General features: G+C 36.9%; 11 protein-coding genes and 3 tRNA genes. 3 read left to right on the top strand and 11 right to left on the bottom strand.

All coding sequences use genetic code 11. From position 1 onward, the window contains the following. The 10 genes from BUC45_RS00320 to BUC45_RS00275 all read right to left on the bottom strand — a co-directional run. Positions 1-783: glycerate kinase (locus BUC45_RS00320; RefSeq protein WP_366749375.1), on the bottom strand; the 783-nt coding region annotated here is incomplete at its 3' end. 556 nt (positions 784-1,339) lie between these two features. Beyond that, the gene (gene kduI / locus BUC45_RS00315) at positions 1,340-2,173 is read right to left on the bottom strand and encodes a 5-dehydro-4-deoxy-D-glucuronate isomerase (RefSeq protein ID WP_013779190.1); all 834 of its coding nucleotides are present in this window, start codon (positions 2,171-2,173) and stop codon (positions 1,340-1,342) included. Positions 2,174-2,290: 117 nt separating this feature from the next. After that, positions 2,291-3,331: a TRAP transporter substrate-binding protein gene (locus tag BUC45_RS00310; protein WP_296969249.1), complete on the bottom strand. Its 1,041-nt coding sequence runs from the start codon at positions 3,329-3,331 to the stop codon at positions 2,291-2,293. Positions 3,332-3,730: 399 nt separating this feature from the next. After that, a complete protein-coding gene (gene kduD / locus BUC45_RS00305) occupies positions 3,731-4,489 on the bottom strand; it encodes a 2-dehydro-3-deoxy-D-gluconate 5-dehydrogenase KduD (RefSeq protein ID WP_296969247.1) in 759 nt (252 codons plus the stop codon). Positions 4,490-4,656: 167 nt separating this feature from the next. Beyond that, the gene (gene tilS, locus BUC45_RS00300) at positions 4,657-6,045 is read right to left on the bottom strand and encodes a tRNA lysidine(34) synthetase TilS (RefSeq protein ID WP_296969243.1); all 1,389 of its coding nucleotides are present in this window, start codon (positions 6,043-6,045) and stop codon (positions 4,657-4,659) included. Between the two features lie 202 nt (positions 6,046-6,247). Next, a complete protein-coding gene (gene spoIIE / locus BUC45_RS00295) occupies positions 6,248-8,623 on the bottom strand; it encodes a stage II sporulation protein E (protein WP_296969240.1) in 2,376 nt (791 codons plus the stop codon). Between the two features lie 221 nt (positions 8,624-8,844). Then, positions 8,845-8,919, bottom strand: a tRNA-Glu gene (locus tag BUC45_RS00290). A gap of 5 nt (positions 8,920-8,924) precedes the next feature. Then, positions 8,925-9,001 (bottom strand) — tRNA-Met (locus BUC45_RS00285). Positions 9,002-9,072: 71 nt separating this feature from the next. After that, positions 9,073-9,149 (bottom strand) — tRNA-Met (locus BUC45_RS00280). Between the two features lie 99 nt (positions 9,150-9,248). After that, complete coding sequence (locus tag BUC45_RS00275) at positions 9,249-10,001, bottom strand: nitroreductase family protein (RefSeq protein ID WP_296969237.1); 753 nt, start codon at positions 9,999-10,001, stop codon at positions 9,249-9,251. A 273-nt stretch (positions 10,002-10,274) separates the two neighbouring features. Here BUC45_RS00275 and BUC45_RS00270 point away from each other — a divergent pair, with 273 nt between their 5' ends. The 3 genes from BUC45_RS00270 to BUC45_RS00260 all read left to right on the top strand — a co-directional run bounded on the left by BUC45_RS00270 (position 10,275) and on the right by BUC45_RS00260 (position 12,696). Continuing rightward, positions 10,275-10,400, top strand: coding sequence for a hypothetical protein (locus tag BUC45_RS00270; protein ID WP_296969234.1), 126 nt, complete (start codon positions 10,275-10,277; stop codon positions 10,398-10,400). A 93-nt stretch (positions 10,401-10,493) separates the two neighbouring features. After that, complete coding sequence (locus tag BUC45_RS00265) at positions 10,494-11,645, top strand: glycosyltransferase family 4 protein (protein WP_296969232.1); 1,152 nt, start codon at positions 10,494-10,496, stop codon at positions 11,643-11,645. A gap of 4 nt (positions 11,646-11,649) precedes the next feature. Further along, complete coding sequence (locus tag BUC45_RS00260; RefSeq protein ID WP_296969229.1) at positions 11,650-12,696, top strand: hypothetical protein; 1,047 nt, start codon at positions 11,650-11,652, stop codon at positions 12,694-12,696. Positions 12,697-12,877: 181 nt separating this feature from the next. On the opposite strand, the gene BUC45_RS00255 is transcribed toward BUC45_RS00260, so the two are convergent. Continuing rightward, positions 12,878-16,447, bottom strand: a complete 3,570-nt coding sequence (locus BUC45_RS00255; protein ID WP_296969226.1) for a glycosidase — start codon at positions 16,445-16,447, stop codon at positions 12,878-12,880. Between the last annotated feature and the right edge of the window lie 136 nt (positions 16,448-16,583).

The raw sequence follows: 16,583 nt of genomic DNA, 5'->3' as shown, positions 1-16,583 counted from the left end.
CATCAAAGCTGCTCCCAAGCCCCCTGCAGCTCCTGCTCCCGGCAAGTCTTTTATATCCTTGCCAAGATCTCTTTTTATTATTTTTGCAAGATGATCGAGATTTTTGTCAAGGATTTTTATCATTTCAGGTGTTGCGCCTTTTTGCGGACCATAGATAGCAGATGCGCCTTCGGAACCGCATAACGGGTTTTTTACATCTGAGGCAATAGTAAATTTTGCATTCTTTACCCTGATATCCAGATTAGAAATATCAATTTTATAGATTTTAGATAGCTCTTGTCCTCCAAAACCTATTTGTTTGCCTTCTTTATCCAAGAATTCTACTCCAAGAGCTTGAGCCATTCCAACTCCACCGTCGTTTGTTGCGCTGCCACCAATGCCTATTATTATATTTTTGCAGCCAATATCAAGTGCCTCTTTTATCAATTGGCCAGTGCCATAGCTGGTAGTTTTCATGGGGTTTCTTTCTTCTACTGTTAAGAGATTCAAACCTGAAGCAGCTGCCATTTCAATAACCGCTGTATTATCAGGTAAAACGCCAAAAAAAGAATCTATCTTCCTGCCTAATGGGTCGAAAACTTTAGTTTGTATTATTTTACCTCCAACCGCACTTATAATAGCTTCAACAGTACCTTCTCCCCCATCGGCCATTGGAACTTTTATGATTTCCACATTTTCTTTACTGGTTAGAGCTGCTTTTTTTATTCCACGTTCTATAGCTTCTGCTGCTTGCATGGAAGTTAAGCTTCCTTTAAATGAATCAGGAGCTACAATTATCTTCATAAAAGCACCTACATTTCTTAGTATTTTCATATATTACAATCTAACAATAGAATATCAAAATTTCTAATAATTTGTTATGGCCATATTGTTTAATTTTTTGATATTTTATAACATTTTTTTAAGCAAATTGCTTAGTCAGTTTGAAGTATCAATCAACTGCCATTAAACTATAAAAATATTCTGTGAATCCGAAGGTCATCAAGGTAAGTTAGGATTAAGCTGTAAAAATGCTATATATTTAACTGAAGTAAATATATATTAATTCAAAAATTCCGCCAATTAGATTCTAGCGATAAGAAAGATGTAAAAGATAATATAGACATAAAGTATAAATGAATAAAGGATGATAAAATGTCATATGACAACAATATTGGTAAGAAATAGAAATAAGTTACTCGGATAACTAATAAACGGATTTATTAAAGTGTTAGCAATTAGAATTTATACCAAAAATAACACCCATTTAGCCGTTGCTGTACTTAACAGTCAGGCTAAATGGGTGTTTATTCCTATTTTTAATGCATTTTTCATTTAAGTAACCATTAGGATAAGTTTCTTAGAATAGATCTTTATTATCTATGTGGTCCATGTCATCAAATGCTTGATTTTCACCTACCATTCCCCATATAAAGGTGTACTTTTGAGTTCCGACGCCTGAATGAATAGACCAGGAAGGTGAAATTACGGCTTCTTCGTTTCTCATTATAATGTGTCTGGTTTCTTGAGGTTCTCCCATCATATGAAATACCAGTGCATCATCAGCCATATCAAAATAAATGTATACTTCCATCCTGCGATCGTGTGTATGACAAGGCATTGTATTCCACACACTGCCTTCTTTAAGCATTGTCATACCCATTAGTAATTGGCATGACTCACACACATTCGGATGTATGTATTGATATATGGTTCGTTCATTTAGCTCCTCTTTCGAACCTAAAGTAACTGGATTTGCTTCCTTAATATTTATTTTAACAGTTGGGAAGGTTTTATGTGCCGGCGCAGAATTTATATAAAACTTTGCAGGCTTGCTTTTATCTATTGATTTAAAAACTATATCTTTTGTTCCCTTACCTACATAAAGTCCATCTCTTGCTCCTAGCTCATAATCTTTTCCATCAAGAGAAACAATGCCTTTTTCTCCAATATTGATAACTCCAAGCTCTCTTCTTTCAAGAAAGTATTCTGCTCCTATTTCTTTTCCTGCTTCTAGTTTTAACTCTCTTTCAGCAGGGCAGACTGAACCTGCAATTATCCTGTCAAAGTGAGAATATACTAATCTAATATCATCTTTCTTGAAAAGCCCATCAATATGATACTCTTCTCTAAGCCTCGCAGTATCATAACTTTTTGCATCTTTGTTACTTGAAGCGTATCTAACATCCAGCATTTAATAAACCTCCAATTAGAATTTTATTATATAAATTTTTTATTAATGTTTTTCTTTAATGATTACTGCTGCGGCAGCCGAATCGACGATAAATTAAACTATATCACCATTTGGATTTTATCTAGCTTGCTTTATTTTCTCTATCAGCTCTTCGTCTTCTCCTGCGTATTTGTCGTATAACGGTGCCATCGCATCTTGCCACATTTTCATATCTTCAACTTCAGTAATAATACAGCCATGAGCTATTACTTTTTCTTCAGCCATTTTCTCATATTGTTTCCACGCTTCTCTTTGAACGTCTTGAGAAGCTCTAGCCGCTTCTTTTATAATTGCCCTGTCTTCTTCACTTAATTTATCCCATAATGCCTTAGATGCAATGACCACCTCAGGAACTCTGGTATGATGGTCAAGCGTAAAATACTTTGCAACTTCATAGTGAGAAGTTGTATAATAACTCGGATAGTTATTTTCTGCTCCCTCAATTACTCCTGTTTGCAGCGCACTGTACACTTCGCCGAAAGGCATCGGTGTTGCAGATGCGCCAAGACACTCAATTAGTTCAACCATAATCTCAGATTGCTGGATTCTTATTTTCATTCCCTTCATATCTGCAGGAGTTCTTACTTCTCTTATTCTATTGTAAAAGCTCCTGGAACCGTTATCATAATAAGTAAGGCCGATCATATCGTCTTTTTCTAATCCATCTAGAATCTCCTCACCGATAGGGCCGTTCATTACCCTCCAAAAGTGGTCTTCATCATCGAACAGGTAAGGCATGGAAAAAACTCCTAAATACTTTGAAAACTCTGATAATGGTTGAGAATTAATCCTTGCAAAATCTATTCCGCCCAGCTGAACGGCCTCGATTACAGACTTCTCATCTCCTAATTGTCCGCCAGCATAAACATCAATCTTTATTCTGCCATTCGTCTTCTCCTCAACAATTCTTGCCATTTCCTTATCGCCAATAGTTGTGGGGTAATCTTCAGGCTGGACTTCTGCAAGCTTTAATACCATTGTTTCTTGTTTGGTTTCTTCTTGGGTATCCTCATCCTGCTCACCCTTCGGCGGCCCCTGACCGCATCCACTTAATGCTATAAATAGCACCAGTAAACACACTAACACTAAAACATGTTTTTTAAAATAAGATGCTGACATAAATTTCTTCCCCCTTTCTGTTTTTATTAACTACTTCTATTATTATTTTTAAATATTTCATGTATGACTTAAAGAATAATTAAAGTAGCCCAGGCAACTTATGGTCCAGAACAATTTCATATATATAAGGGTGCCCTTAATTGTAAATTTCTCGGCATCCTTAGTGTCCACTTTACCTGTGTATTTCAAAGCGAAAGGGGGATTTATACTATAAAACTGTTTATTATATATGTGTCAGCTTTTATGATCAGACATTTTACAATATAAATTCTTTATTCAACACAGTTTCACGTATTTAGTTTTGAATTTAATATATCTATTTTTCTTTTAGAAATAATCCCTCCTTATTTTTAGTCGTAATTTTGCTATTTCCTTTTAAGTCAATGCGTTTTTAGCTTATTATCTTGCCAGCCACCCCCCATCTACGCATAAAATATGCCCGGTTACATAATTTGATGCCTCTGAAGCAAGATAAACTACAGCACCTTTTAAATCTTTAGGAAGTCCCCATCTAGCTGCGGGTATCCTCTCAATGATAGATTTGTTTCTTCCCTCGTCTTTTCTAATCGGCTCTGTATTATTAGTATCCATATACCCTGGAGCAATGGCATTTACATTGATATTGTATGCGGCCCACTCATTTGCTAATGTTTTTGTTAAAGAAGCAACTCCTCCCTTGCTGGCGGCATAAGATGGCACAAGTATGCCTCCTTGAAATGATAACATCGATGCGATATTAATTATTTTACCTCCGTTATTTTTTATCATTTCTCTTGCCGCAGCCTGACTTAAGAAGAACACTGTCTTTAGGTTTAAATTCATTACATCATCCCAGTCTTTTTCAGTAAATTCAACAGACGGAGCTCTTCTAATTATTCCGGCATTATTTACTAGGATGTCTATCTTATTAAATTCGTTTAAGGTTTTTTCAATTATTTCAGGTATCAGACCTATATCAGAGAGTTCGACCTCAATAGAAAGGCATCTTCTGCCTAATCTTTTAATCTCATTCTCAGTTTCCGGCATAGGTGAATGATTTACGATAACAAGATCTGCTCCGGCTTCAGCCAGTCCGACAGCCATTCCTTGACCTAAACCCGTTCTGGCACCAGTTACTATAGCTACCTTCCCTGATAAATCAAATTTTTCTAATATCATTTAAATTCCTCCTAAAATCATTTTTATTTTTAATTATATTACCCAGCTTTCCTACCTTGCTGCATTTATTTTGGAAAAATAAATTAAATTTGTTTGCTCGAAAGTGTTGATTTATCAAGGTTCGCTCCGGAAATTTAGGCTGGGAAAGTTGAGTACGTCATTTTAATTCAAAGCCCTTGCACCACCAAAACCAAAACTCTCGTAGTTTCTTTAGTCACCTTAAATCTATCGTCAATCCTCATGCCGCCTACCCAAATAATATTACCCCCTGCTTCTACAATAGGGATTTGATTTCTTTTTCTTTGGGGAATCTTTTCGTCAATAAAGAAATCTTTCAATTTTTTAAATCCAATGCACCCAAGGGGTTTGAATCTATCTCCGGGTCTTCTGTTTCTTACAACTAAATTCGAATTGATTTTATCATAATCTAAGCAGGCAATTGTCAGCTCGGTGTTTATTTTAGTTTTTTCGCCGTAAGTTTCTATATATGCTTTTAAGGTAATACCTGTTTCCCGTATATTTATCTCGCCGGGAACTTCAAGGATGTAGCAATAATCGGCGGGATAATCAAAAACTTCTTTTGAAAGAATGCAATGCTCATACTCCTTCAATCCCTGAAGGTTTTTAGGCATGTCAAGCAAACTGCCGGGTGAAGCTCTTTCGATAAAATCCACTAATAATTTCGCATGCCTTGCTTCAAAATCTTTTACATCCCCTGTAAGGTTCTCAACTGCTAGCCTTGTCAAGCGATATTTAATAGCTTCATGCAGCTTGGAAAACTTTTTTACATCTATTATCACTTTTGCAGGCTCATACTTGATTACATTTGCATGGGCTTTTTCTGTTTCTTGTTCCATGAAGGAAAGGTCTCTCCTTGCAATCTCCGATAGGCGCCGCAGGGACTTGCCTAAATGGGGACAATATTTGTGTCTTATAAGCGGCATAAGTTCAAGGCGGATACTGTTTCTGAAATAATCTGTGGTAAGATTTGTGGCATCGATTCTGAAGGGAATTTCCTCATGTTTAAGATATCTTTCAATATCTTCTCTCGGTATCTCGATAAGCGGTCTTATGTAGCAGTCTCGAACCGGTTCTATACCGATGAGTCCGTCCAGCCCGGCACCCCTGAATATATTCATAAGTATCGTTTCTTCATGGTCATTTCTATTATGCCCGGTGGCTACCCTTTGCGCACCTGTTTGTTTTCTGACTCGTTCGAAAAAATCATACCGCACACGCCGTGCCGCATCTTCAGGAGAAAGGCCGGATTTTTTAACATATTCAGGTACATTGATATTTTCACTGAAAAGGGGAACACCCCATCTATCACACAAAGCCTTTACAAAGCAGGCATCCTCTTCTGATTCCTGCCCGCGAAACATATGATCCAAATGAGCGGCATAAAGACTGATATCTAATTCACTCTTGAAGGTCATAAAAAGGTGAAGCAGGCAAACAGAATCAGGCCCGCCGGAAACTGCCACAATGACTTTGTCTTTCTTTTGAATCATGTCATATTTTCTTATGGTTTCTAAAAACTGCTGAAAAATATTCATCTTTTTATATTTCTTCCTATAATATTTTTTTACATTTCCCAAAGTTCTATTTATTTTGAGGTAATGCTACAATAGTAATTATTTTTCAATATGAAAAAAATAACATCTATATTAATAATAAGCTTTGTTAACGTAAATATCAACTCAGAAAGTTTGATATGAGTTTTCTGCTACCTCCTTGTGATAAAACCGTTTTGCATAACTAACTTAACTTTTTCTCCCATATTCTTGCCGCAAGGACGGTCATATCGTCCCTTATGCTGTTCTTTTCCTTTGCCTTCTTTAAAACTTTTTCAGCCATTTCTTGAGGGTTAGCTGTTTTTGTTTCACGCAGAAATCGGCTGAGCATTTCCTCGCCATTTTGTCCGTTTGACAGTGCATCTATGATTCCATCTGTTACCATTACTATCATATCGCCCGGCCGCACTGTTTTTTCGGTAATCTTAGGAGAAATTTCATCTATTATTCCTAAAGGCAGGCTTCCACCTTTAATTACCTCTATCTTCGTACCACGCTTTATAAATCCTGCCGGTGCACCGGCTTTAATAAATTTTGCTATCCCACTTGCTGTATCAATCAGAGCCATATCTATAGTTGAAAAGCTTTCATCGCGATTAACCGCAATCATGGCCGAATTGGTTACCTTTAGCACTGTTTCCTGAGCACATCCTGCTTCTGACAGTCGTTCCAACAATGTCAGTGTTTTTTCGCTATGCCGTGCCGCATTTTCTCCTACGCCCATACCATCACATAAAGCTAGCATATACCTGCCTTCCTTTAATTCCAAATAAGAAAATCCATCTCCCGAAACATTTTGACCTTCTTTCGCTACACCAGCCACTCCTACACATACATCCAGCACCCCATTTGATGTAATCTTTAAACGGCACATCGAATTTCCGCTTTTTAACGGACAATCTACGACTTTAGTGCTCATTTTTCTGCCTAGCGCATCAGATACCGCCGTTGGAATTAAGGTTTTGCATTGCTTAGTGTTTTCACATGGAGATTTTATTATGTTAACACATAGTCTGTCATTACTATAATCAGTATATATTCGCTCTACACTTATATCCAATCCGGAAAGTCTTTCTAAAAGTTCATCATCTATATTTATTTCATAGTCCTCTTCCCATGCGCCTGCTGCCATTGCCTCGACTACATCCGCCGCTCTTGCGAAATATTCCTGTATTAATTCTTGGTTATACTTTATAATATTATCCATCTGACATGTTATCTTAAAAAGATTACTGCTTTCTTTGACAATCTCCTTTATCTTTTCGGTTTGACTGCAGCGAGATTTAAACAGAAAGGGAATCTCCTTTCTATCATATATTCCTTCATGATGTTTAATTAATGTATAAAAAGCTCCCATTGTGCGTTTAAGTTCTTTTTCCCAACAAATCCTGCGCATGCCGCAATCCGAACAAATCATAAGCTGCACTTTACGACAGACAGAGTCCAGATATTCCGACGGTAGAACTCGGTCTTCATCTTTCACAAAAATCTCTTTAAATACACCTCCCAGGTCATTTAACAGTGAAGCTAATTCATGAAGTCGATCTCTTGCTCGTTCTTCAAGATTGTAGGCTTTTATTTGTGCATCGTTACAAGGGTTGCTAATGTATAACTTTACTCTTTTTATAATGGCTTGCGGTAAAATTAAAAGCAATGCAAAAGATGCGGCTAAAGTCTTCGGTGATATTATAAATGTCCCTATAGAATTTACATTAAAATTGTATAATAAATACCCCAATGAGAAGCCCGTTATCACACCAATTTTCCCAAGTTTATTAAAAGCACCCGATACAAGACCTGAAAACGCCATTATAGCAGTTGACCACGGTGACAGGCTCAAGGAAAAACCGGTTATCCCTACGATGATTCCTGCTGCCGCTCCTGCTCCGGAACCATTTGCCAATGCCAGCAATAAAACTAAAAATACCCCTATAATATCACGAACATTCATGTTTAAAAATACGAAATTTCTGGCAATAGACAGGATTACTCCCGCCAACATAGCCATACATATATTTCTTTCTATAGGTTGAACCTGCTCATTAAATATCCAAGGCATACCTCCTGAAATCATAAATGTCATAACACAAGCCATGCCTGATTCTAATATAAGCAAAAATATATCATATGGTGAAACTGCACGATTAATCAAAAATACCGCACCTGCAAACATATTTGAAACAAACACTGCTGTGCCAAATAGAAATTCATTTTTCCAATTTATCCTATTTAATTGATTATAAATCAGCAGAAAAATACCCATCGCACATAAATATCGAAATGATGACAGGCTTTTCATTGCCATTAAGGTGCCCAAAAATGAAAAAATTCCGGGGAGTATATATTCTTTTCGATAAAGTAAATTTGCTGCCATAAAAGAAAGGGCGAAGGGATAAAGCCCGTTTATAGAGGCCATGCCGAAAAGATAAGCAATTATGCATACCGGTATAACTTCCTTTGCCAAAGGTTTTAATGATGCCGATGCAAAAGGTGTGTTATGAAATTCATCCGATTTTTGCCCCAAATAATCATACCACTTAAGCTGTGCTCGGTTAATCAAGTTTATCCACCTTCCTTGATGTATTCGGTAACTTTTATTATATCGAAAGGCGGGTGTAAATATTGTCAATATTACGAAACTATCCAATAAAATTATGCGACAAAATCGAACTGAATTATGCTAAGAGCGACAACATTGTAAAGCATAAAACAAAAAAGCAGATTGACTGCTTTAGATTGACAAAAAAATAAGCCGCTCAAAATGCGACTTGTTTTACAATTTGGTGACCCTGAGGGGACTCGAACCCCTGATACCGCCGTGAAAGGGCGATGTCTTAACCACTTGACCACAGGGCCATGTATGGTAGCGGCGCAGGGATTTGAACCCCGGACACTGCGGGTATGAACCGCATGCTCTAGCCACCTGAGCTACGCCGCCACGGATAGGAATGTAGCATGTGAGGTTGAATGCGCGATTCGCTGTTCACTTCTCACTATCCATTATTATATTGGTTGCGGGGGCCGGATTTGAACCGACGACCTCCGGGTTATGAGCCCGACGAGCTACCAGACTGCTCCACCCCGCGTCATTGTATGCCTGACTTTCACCGTCAGACATTCTATATTTTATAACAAAACTTCTAATTCGTCAAGCCCGGAATATCGAGGAATTTACAGTATTGACACTAATATAGCACAGCAGTCATCATATACTCATAACCCTTGGGTGCTTTGCCTTCATCATTTTTATCATATAAAAACTCAACATTTTTACCTTTTTCCCTTGCGGCTATATAAAGATGGCATAGAGCAATCCCAATATCAATCTGGTTTAACTTATCATATATGATAGCTTTAACAGTTCCCAGCTTAACTCTGTGGACCTGTATCCTTTCAGCATTTCCTGTGAAAAACCAAGGTTGACTGTTTGTTGCAGAGGGAGCAAGACGTACGGCATTTAAAATGTCGGAAGCTTCGCTTAAGGTACTTATTTCATTTTGAGCTTTTCGTTTAAACTCCGATATACTTGCCCTATGCAATGGTTCTGCAGCGTTTCCAAAGGCAAGCATTATAACAAAATCCATGCCATTCATCTTGAGCAAAGCTCCACTTGCGGGTTTTGCCATACCCAACCAGCAACTACCGATGCTCTTTGCAGATAAATAGAGATCAACTTGCTGCAGCATAAAACCTGCGTTCATTAAATAGCGCTCTGCTTTTTCGGAATAAATACAAATATAATGAGGTGCCTTTACCGGCAAAGGATTTTTGATGTTTTCAGCGGTAAGATAAGAAAAATCCGTTTTGATTGTCGGTACAAGCGGCTTGACATTGCTTGCATACTGTTTTATCTCTGAAAGCACATCAGACGGAAGCAGGCTCATATCATATTTTCGGATAGATTTGCGGCGAAATATTGAATTATATAGCTCCTCCACAAAACTCACTCCTGTTCAAGCTATATTTCTTGTAATTATGAGTATACCATACTGTCAAATAGTTGCAATCAGAAAATATAAAATTCTGCAACTTCAGAACAGGCAGTATCCGGCCATCTTATATTTTATTGAAATAGACTGAAATATCTGGTATAATTATAATAAAATAACATATTTTACTGTATTTTTATCTACTGGGAGTTCTGCTTTAGATGACAGCTTTTATTTATTAAAGAAGGGTCATTATTATTCTTGCAACCTGTATAAGTAGGTTTGATGGACAAGCTGTATGTCAAAGAAGATCTCAGATTTATTTCCAATAGTGCAAAACTGTCTATAGTGTATGAGGAGGAAAACTGCGGTATCTATCTGTACCATATTATCTCACAAGACATGTGAGATGGGAATGGAAATGCAGTAATTAAACTGTAACTATCTTATACGCGGGAGGTGCCTTATGGCTTAAAAATTTAATTAGAGGAGTGATTTTTAATGAATATAGCTATTTTAAGCACTTATCCGCCGAGAGAATGCGGCATAGCCTCATTTTCCAGCGACCTTAGGGATAATCTTATTCGCTTTAATGAAAATGTAGAAATTCTTGCTATTACAGATAACAATGCCAACTATGATTATCCAACTGAAGTTGTTTTTCAAATAAATCAAGATGAAAGAGCAAGTTTCATATCTGCTGCAGGCTTTGTAAATGAATCTTCGATAGACATCGTAATAATTCAGCACGAATATGGAATATTCGGCGGACCTGACGGCAGTTACGTCCTTGATTTTGCCAAAAAGCTTGAAAAACCCTTTATAGTCATTACCCATACCGTTTTGCCGAAACCAAGTCTTGGTCAAAAACAGGTACTTGCTGAATTGGGAAGTATGGCAATCGGTGTTAGTTGTATGACTAAAAGAGCTGCCGGGCTTTTAGAAAACATTTACCATATTCCAAAATCCAAACTATGTGTAATACCTCACGGTGTCCCTTACTTTGAGCCAAAAGATAGGGAATATCTTAAGCAGCAATACGGATATACAGGCAAAATCATAGTTTCTACTTTTGGATTTTTGGGTCCTGGAAAGGGTATTGAAAACTGTATAAAGGCCCTCAGTAAGCTTGTGCAGAAATACCCAAATATATTATATCTTGTGCTTGGCAAGACTCATCCATCTCTTTCTAAGAAATACGGCGAATCTTATAGAAATTTGCTTCTAAATTTAGTTGAAAATTTAGGGTTAACCGAAAATATAGAATTTGTCAATCAATATCTGCCATTGGATAAATTGGGTGATTATCTTTATATGACAGACGTATATGTAACTCCATATCCTAATAAAGACCAAGCCGTAAGCGGTACATTGACTTACGCTGTTGGCTGCGGAAGAGCTATAGTATCCACTCCTTATGAATACGCAATTGAGATACTTGGTGACGGAAGAGGACTTATAGCTCAGGACAGCAATAACCCTTCGGAGCTTGCCGCCTTAATCGAAAAAATAATTAATGACCCAGTGTTAAAACAAAATCTTGAACAAAAAACGCACCACCTTGGCGAAAAAATGACTTGGAGTAATGTAGCAAAACAATATATAAATTTTTTAAATCAATTGCTTCTTAATGCTCGAACTGTGGAGGGATAAGTTAATGAGTATTGGGATTTCTTTTAAGTATCTTGATAAAATGACCGATGATACAGGTATAATACAATTTGCAAAATATGATACACCTCTGAAGAAAAGCGGTTATACTGTAGATGATAATGCCAGAGCCCTCCTTGTTGCTTTAAATATGAACACAGAAGGCAGAAAATTTGCTAAGACTTATATAGATTTTCTAAAAAATGCTCAACGTTCAGATGGCAGTTTCGTAAATTTAAAAATCGAGGATGCTTTTTTTACAACTATTGATTCTGAAGATAGCATAGGAAGAGCTTTTCTAGCTTGTTGTTACGCATTGTGCAGCGGCAATGCATCCGATAATGTAAAAAGTAAAGCAAAGACTGTTTTGGAAAAAGCCTTGCCTGCTATATCAGGCTTTAGCAGTTTAAGAGCAATTGCGTATTCATTAATAGGTCTTACATTTTTAATAAGCAACGGATATATTCGCCCTGATATTTATAAGCTTGCAAATGACATAGCTAGCCAATTGAAGAAAGCATACAGTAATAATGAAACTAAAGATTGGAAATGGTTTGAGGAATACCTTACTTACTGCAATGCGGTGCTGCCCCATTCCCTGTTTTCATATTACACAATCTCAAATGATAGAAGCTCTCTTGATATTGCCGAGGAGTCTCTAGGCTTTCTAACAGATTCACTTTTAAAAAACGGTTATCTGTCTATTGTAGGAAATAAGGGTTGGTGGCAAAAAAATGGAAGTTTGCCTGATTTTGACCAGCAGCCAGTTGACGCAGCTTCTATTATATTAGCCTGTGTTCAAGGATATACTGCTACGGGAAAAAAGGAATATATCTCAAAGGCAAATATCTCATATAATTGGTATTGGGGAAAAAATATACACGGTCTGCAATTATATAATGAAAAATCAGGCGGATGCCATGATGCCCTCGTTTACGATGGTCTGAACATGAACCAGGGTGCTGAAGCTCTTGTAAGCTTTCTGCTTACTTATCAAATCATGACAGCAATGTTATCAGAAAATAACAGAATCAGTTATATTCCAGCAGTATAAAGAAATTGTTGCAAAACTGACTTTGTACAGTAAAATAATATTTTTTATCGAACCTAATAAATAAAAATAAAAGCCATGCACATAATGTAGTTTCATCGCTACATTTACATTAATGCATGGCTTTGAATTTTATACGGGGATTTCATGCATTATGCAACAGCCCCGTTATTTTTTACTTCTTTTAGATTTTCCTTCTTATTTCATCGGGTATTAAGTCTTTAACTGTTGCATATGCAACACATAAATAAGTATCTGCAGCCCCATAATATACCAAAATTTCGTCATCTGCTTCTAATATATCTTTGTCTTCAGTCGGCACCGCACCACATGTAAATACCACATTGGGTACCCATGTTGATGAATCGTTGCCTACTTCATAGGACATTTGCGGCGATAGAATAGGATTTGGAGATCGATATAACAATCTGCTGGGATCATTTAAATCAACAAGTATCACGCCCAGCCTATATACCAGATTGTCATCAACACCGTGATATATAAGCAGCCATCCATAGACTGTCTTTATCGGTTGTGAACCTGCGCCAATCTTAAGAGAGTCCCACATCATACCGGCTCTTGGACCTATGATTATCTTATGGCCGTTCCTAGACCATGGGAATTTAAGTTCGTTTGAGTATGATGCCCAGATACTTGGTTCTATCCTATGATACAAGACATATTGACCGTTAATTTTCTCGGGAAAAAGTATAGCATCCTTATTCCATACATTAGGAAAGGCAAGGCCAAGTCTTTTCCATTTGCTAAAATCCCTTTTTAAAAAATCTTCAATACCGATAGATGCTGCAGCTATTTGTGCTACAACGCCATCATAAGCTGTGTACAGCATATATATTTCATCACCGATTATAACCGTACGCGGATCTTCGCAGCCCTTCTTTTCCTCATCGGTTTTGGGGTAAAATATAGGCTCTGGCAATCTTTCCAATATATTATATCCATCCGATATAGCCATACCAATCCTTGAAATATTATCATCGCCAAATGCCCTGTAGAGTATATAAACCATGTCCTCTATCCGGATAGTTGCTGCATTAAGCACATACTTTGATTCCCACTGATGTTCCGGTATAGGCTCTAATATGGGATTATGCTCATAGCGTAAAAGTTTTCCTGCTGGAGGCCAATTTTCTATATCTTGCACTATCACGGCATCACTATATGGTTTAACTTTTAATAAAATATTTGCAAGGTCATAGCTCTCCTTGCCCTCTCCCATGAGCTGAAATACGCGTTCCATTATTTCTCCGGGTTTATAACCCATCTGCCTGCATATCTCCTCTAAAAGTTCAGTATTAAACCAGTTTCTCTCCACATGCAGCGAAAGAGGAGTCGGCACACCTTCCCCACCTTTAAAGCTATAACTGGCCCAGCTCCATGCCGAACATGGAACGAAGGTTCCGTCTTCAAGGGTAAGCGATAAACCATATCCTTCTGCCATTAATGAAATAGCCTCAGCCTCCGCATTTAATCCCTGTAGCTCAAGTTCTTTCACTAATTTTTTCAGCCTCAATACAAATTCCCTTTGGTGCCAATTTTCAAATATATTGTGGGCTGAAAATATATCCCTTCCGTGGTGACCTACAATAGAATTAATTACTTTAATCCCAAAATTCCTGCGTTCTTTGGCATATGATTCCCATATATATGCATAATGCTCAGCCTCAATTATGTTCTTCATGATATGTGTAAAATAAAGGAGCTTAGGATACTTGCCTCCCATGCCTTTACTTAAGCTGCTTATCAGAATTGTACCTGTTATCTTATTTAAGCTACTTATATTCTTCATCCCAGACAAGTTGGGCAGTGTATCCTTGCTAACTATAATTGTTTCTATATCAACTTTTTCCATGTTATCCGGCCTGAGATTATCTTCAAGCCAAAGATTTATTCTATCCATATATGCTCTTTCTTCTACAATACTCGCTAAAGTCAAGGCCTTTCGCGGACTCATATCATTTAATAACTCGCTTACATTCGCATATCCCAAACTTATTAAAAGATTAAGTGGTGCAAATTCATAAAGTAATTTTTTTAAAACTTCAGCCTTGACTACCAAAACCTTGCCGCAGGGTATGAGCTCGATTATTTTATTTACGGTTTCTACAACACCTTGGTGAGAGTATAAATCACCGGGAAACAATCTATCTACAACATCTTCTAGCCGTGCCATAAACGCACTTACACCATCAACTATATCTGATGAAAGACAGGTTTTAGGTATTTTTAAGCTGTCATAGATATAATTATTAAAATCACGATAATATTTTTTTCTTATTTCGTTAAAAATTCCATTTGTCCATACAATTTCGCCGTTTAAATTTTTTAACTGTTTAGGTAATACTACAGGTACGCCTGGAATAAATTCTATATAATCTAATGGAGTTATAGGTGGTTCTGTTTCAGTAGATTTTTTAACCCATGTTTCAATAAAACCGTCTTTTAAACTTAATAATGTTTCTATCTGAGCCATATGAAAATCAACTGCTTTTTTATATACAAGCTCATCTACATCTAAGCCCTCGATATTCATAAAACAATCTCTAAATTTTCTAACCTGTTTCGTATAACCTGCTATACGCCCTTCATATATCACTGTTAAAGCAGCTAGAATATCTTCTTTTGATACTTTTTTATCAAAGCAGTACGCCTGCAAAAACTGATATACAAATCTCGACCACGTCAGCTCATCAAACTCAAAATTCTCATAATTAAGATTGTAAATTTCATATGCTAAACGGGCTGATTCTTCGGGCAATATTGTTTTATATATTATTTCATATCTCTCATATCCTGATTTAAATGCCTGTATAAAGTCAGTAAGCTTATAGAATACTTCTTTCGGCGTATCCTTGCTTTCTAGTGAATGCAGCAGCAATCTGGCAGGGTATTCAAGAATATTGCGTTGGGTCAGCCAATGGTCTTGATCATTTATAATACACTCAAACAGCGACCTTGCTATTTCTTTAAATAAATAAGTGACCTTAATCATGGATTGGGGAGCAAGTGTTGCTCCAAGGCTTACTTCACAAATTCTTTTATTCCATACAATCGCCCGGGTTACCAGCCAAGGGTCTATGCCATATCCCCCTATATAGCTATACCAATGGGCTGCTTCCATGCAATAATCCTCCAAAAGGTCATGTGCAATTCCATATATGCCCGCCAAAGGATCATTTAAGCTATACCCATACATTGTTTCAAGAATAGGTTTTACAAATAGGTTTCCTGTAGTGTTTTCAAAATAATGTCTCTTAAAACTTGCAAAAACCGCATCATAACCTTCTGTAAGCGGGTATACCAGTTCCTCTATCCAAGATGGCTTAAATCCTTGCTCATCCTCTGTCACGAGATCAGCTTTTAGAATTATGGCATCGGCCTCAAGCCTTTTTGCAATCTCCATTATAGCCATTATACTGAATCCTCTGCCATTTATGCCCGAATCCATTATAAATGAGATGTTTGGCACTTGTATATCAACATTTTTAATAACTTCTAGTGCTTCCTTGCCTTCAGGAGCCCCAACACATACTATAAGTTTTGTTATATCAGGAAATGCCTTAAGCCCTTCCTCTACTATTTTCAAAACATGCTTTATGCTTTCCTTTTCGTTGTAAAACGGAATCCCGATAACTAAATCTATGTACCCAAGATTTTCAACACTGCATAGTGCTTTATCAATCGTTTCATAGAACATATCTCCTCTCTTTGTTGTATCTTCCTTTACATTCATAGCAGAACCTACCTCTTTCTTTTATTTGCTTACTAATAATGATATCATACTTAGGGAAAAAATAGGCAAACTTTAAAATATTATCGTAAAAAATGTTTTGAATATATATACAATAAAAAACTAAAAATTTTTTTGT

This window comes from Tepidanaerobacter sp. EBM-38 (assembly GCA_001896545.1).
Lineage (GTDB): Bacteria > Bacillota > Thermosediminibacteria > Thermosediminibacterales > Tepidanaerobacteraceae > Tepidanaerobacter.
The sequence above is the reverse complement of the archived record's forward strand: the minus strand, read 5'-3'. Positions and strand labels throughout refer to the sequence as shown.

Coding starts and splice junctions, on each gene's coding strand:
- kduI (WP_013779190.1), bottom strand. CDS start 2,173: ATGCTGGATGTTAGATACGCTTCAAGTAACAAAGATGCAAAAAGTTAT.
- BUC45_RS00310 (WP_296969249.1), bottom strand. CDS start 3,331: ATGTCAGCATCTTATTTTAAAAAACATGTTTTAGTGTTAGTGTGTTTA.
- kduD (WP_296969247.1), bottom strand. CDS start 4,489: ATGATATTAGAAAAATTTGATTTATCAGGGAAGGTAGCTATAGTAACT.
- tilS (WP_296969243.1), bottom strand. CDS start 6,045: ATGAATATTTTTCAGCAGTTTTTAGAAACCATAAGAAAATATGACATG.
- BUC45_RS00265 (WP_296969232.1), top strand. CDS start 10,494: ATGAATATAGCTATTTTAAGCACTTATCCGCCGAGAGAATGCGGCATA.
- BUC45_RS00260 (WP_296969229.1), top strand. CDS start 11,650: ATGAGTATTGGGATTTCTTTTAAGTATCTTGATAAAATGACCGATGAT.
- BUC45_RS00255 (WP_296969226.1), bottom strand. CDS start 16,447: ATGAATGTAAAGGAAGATACAACAAAGAGAGGAGATATGTTCTATGAA.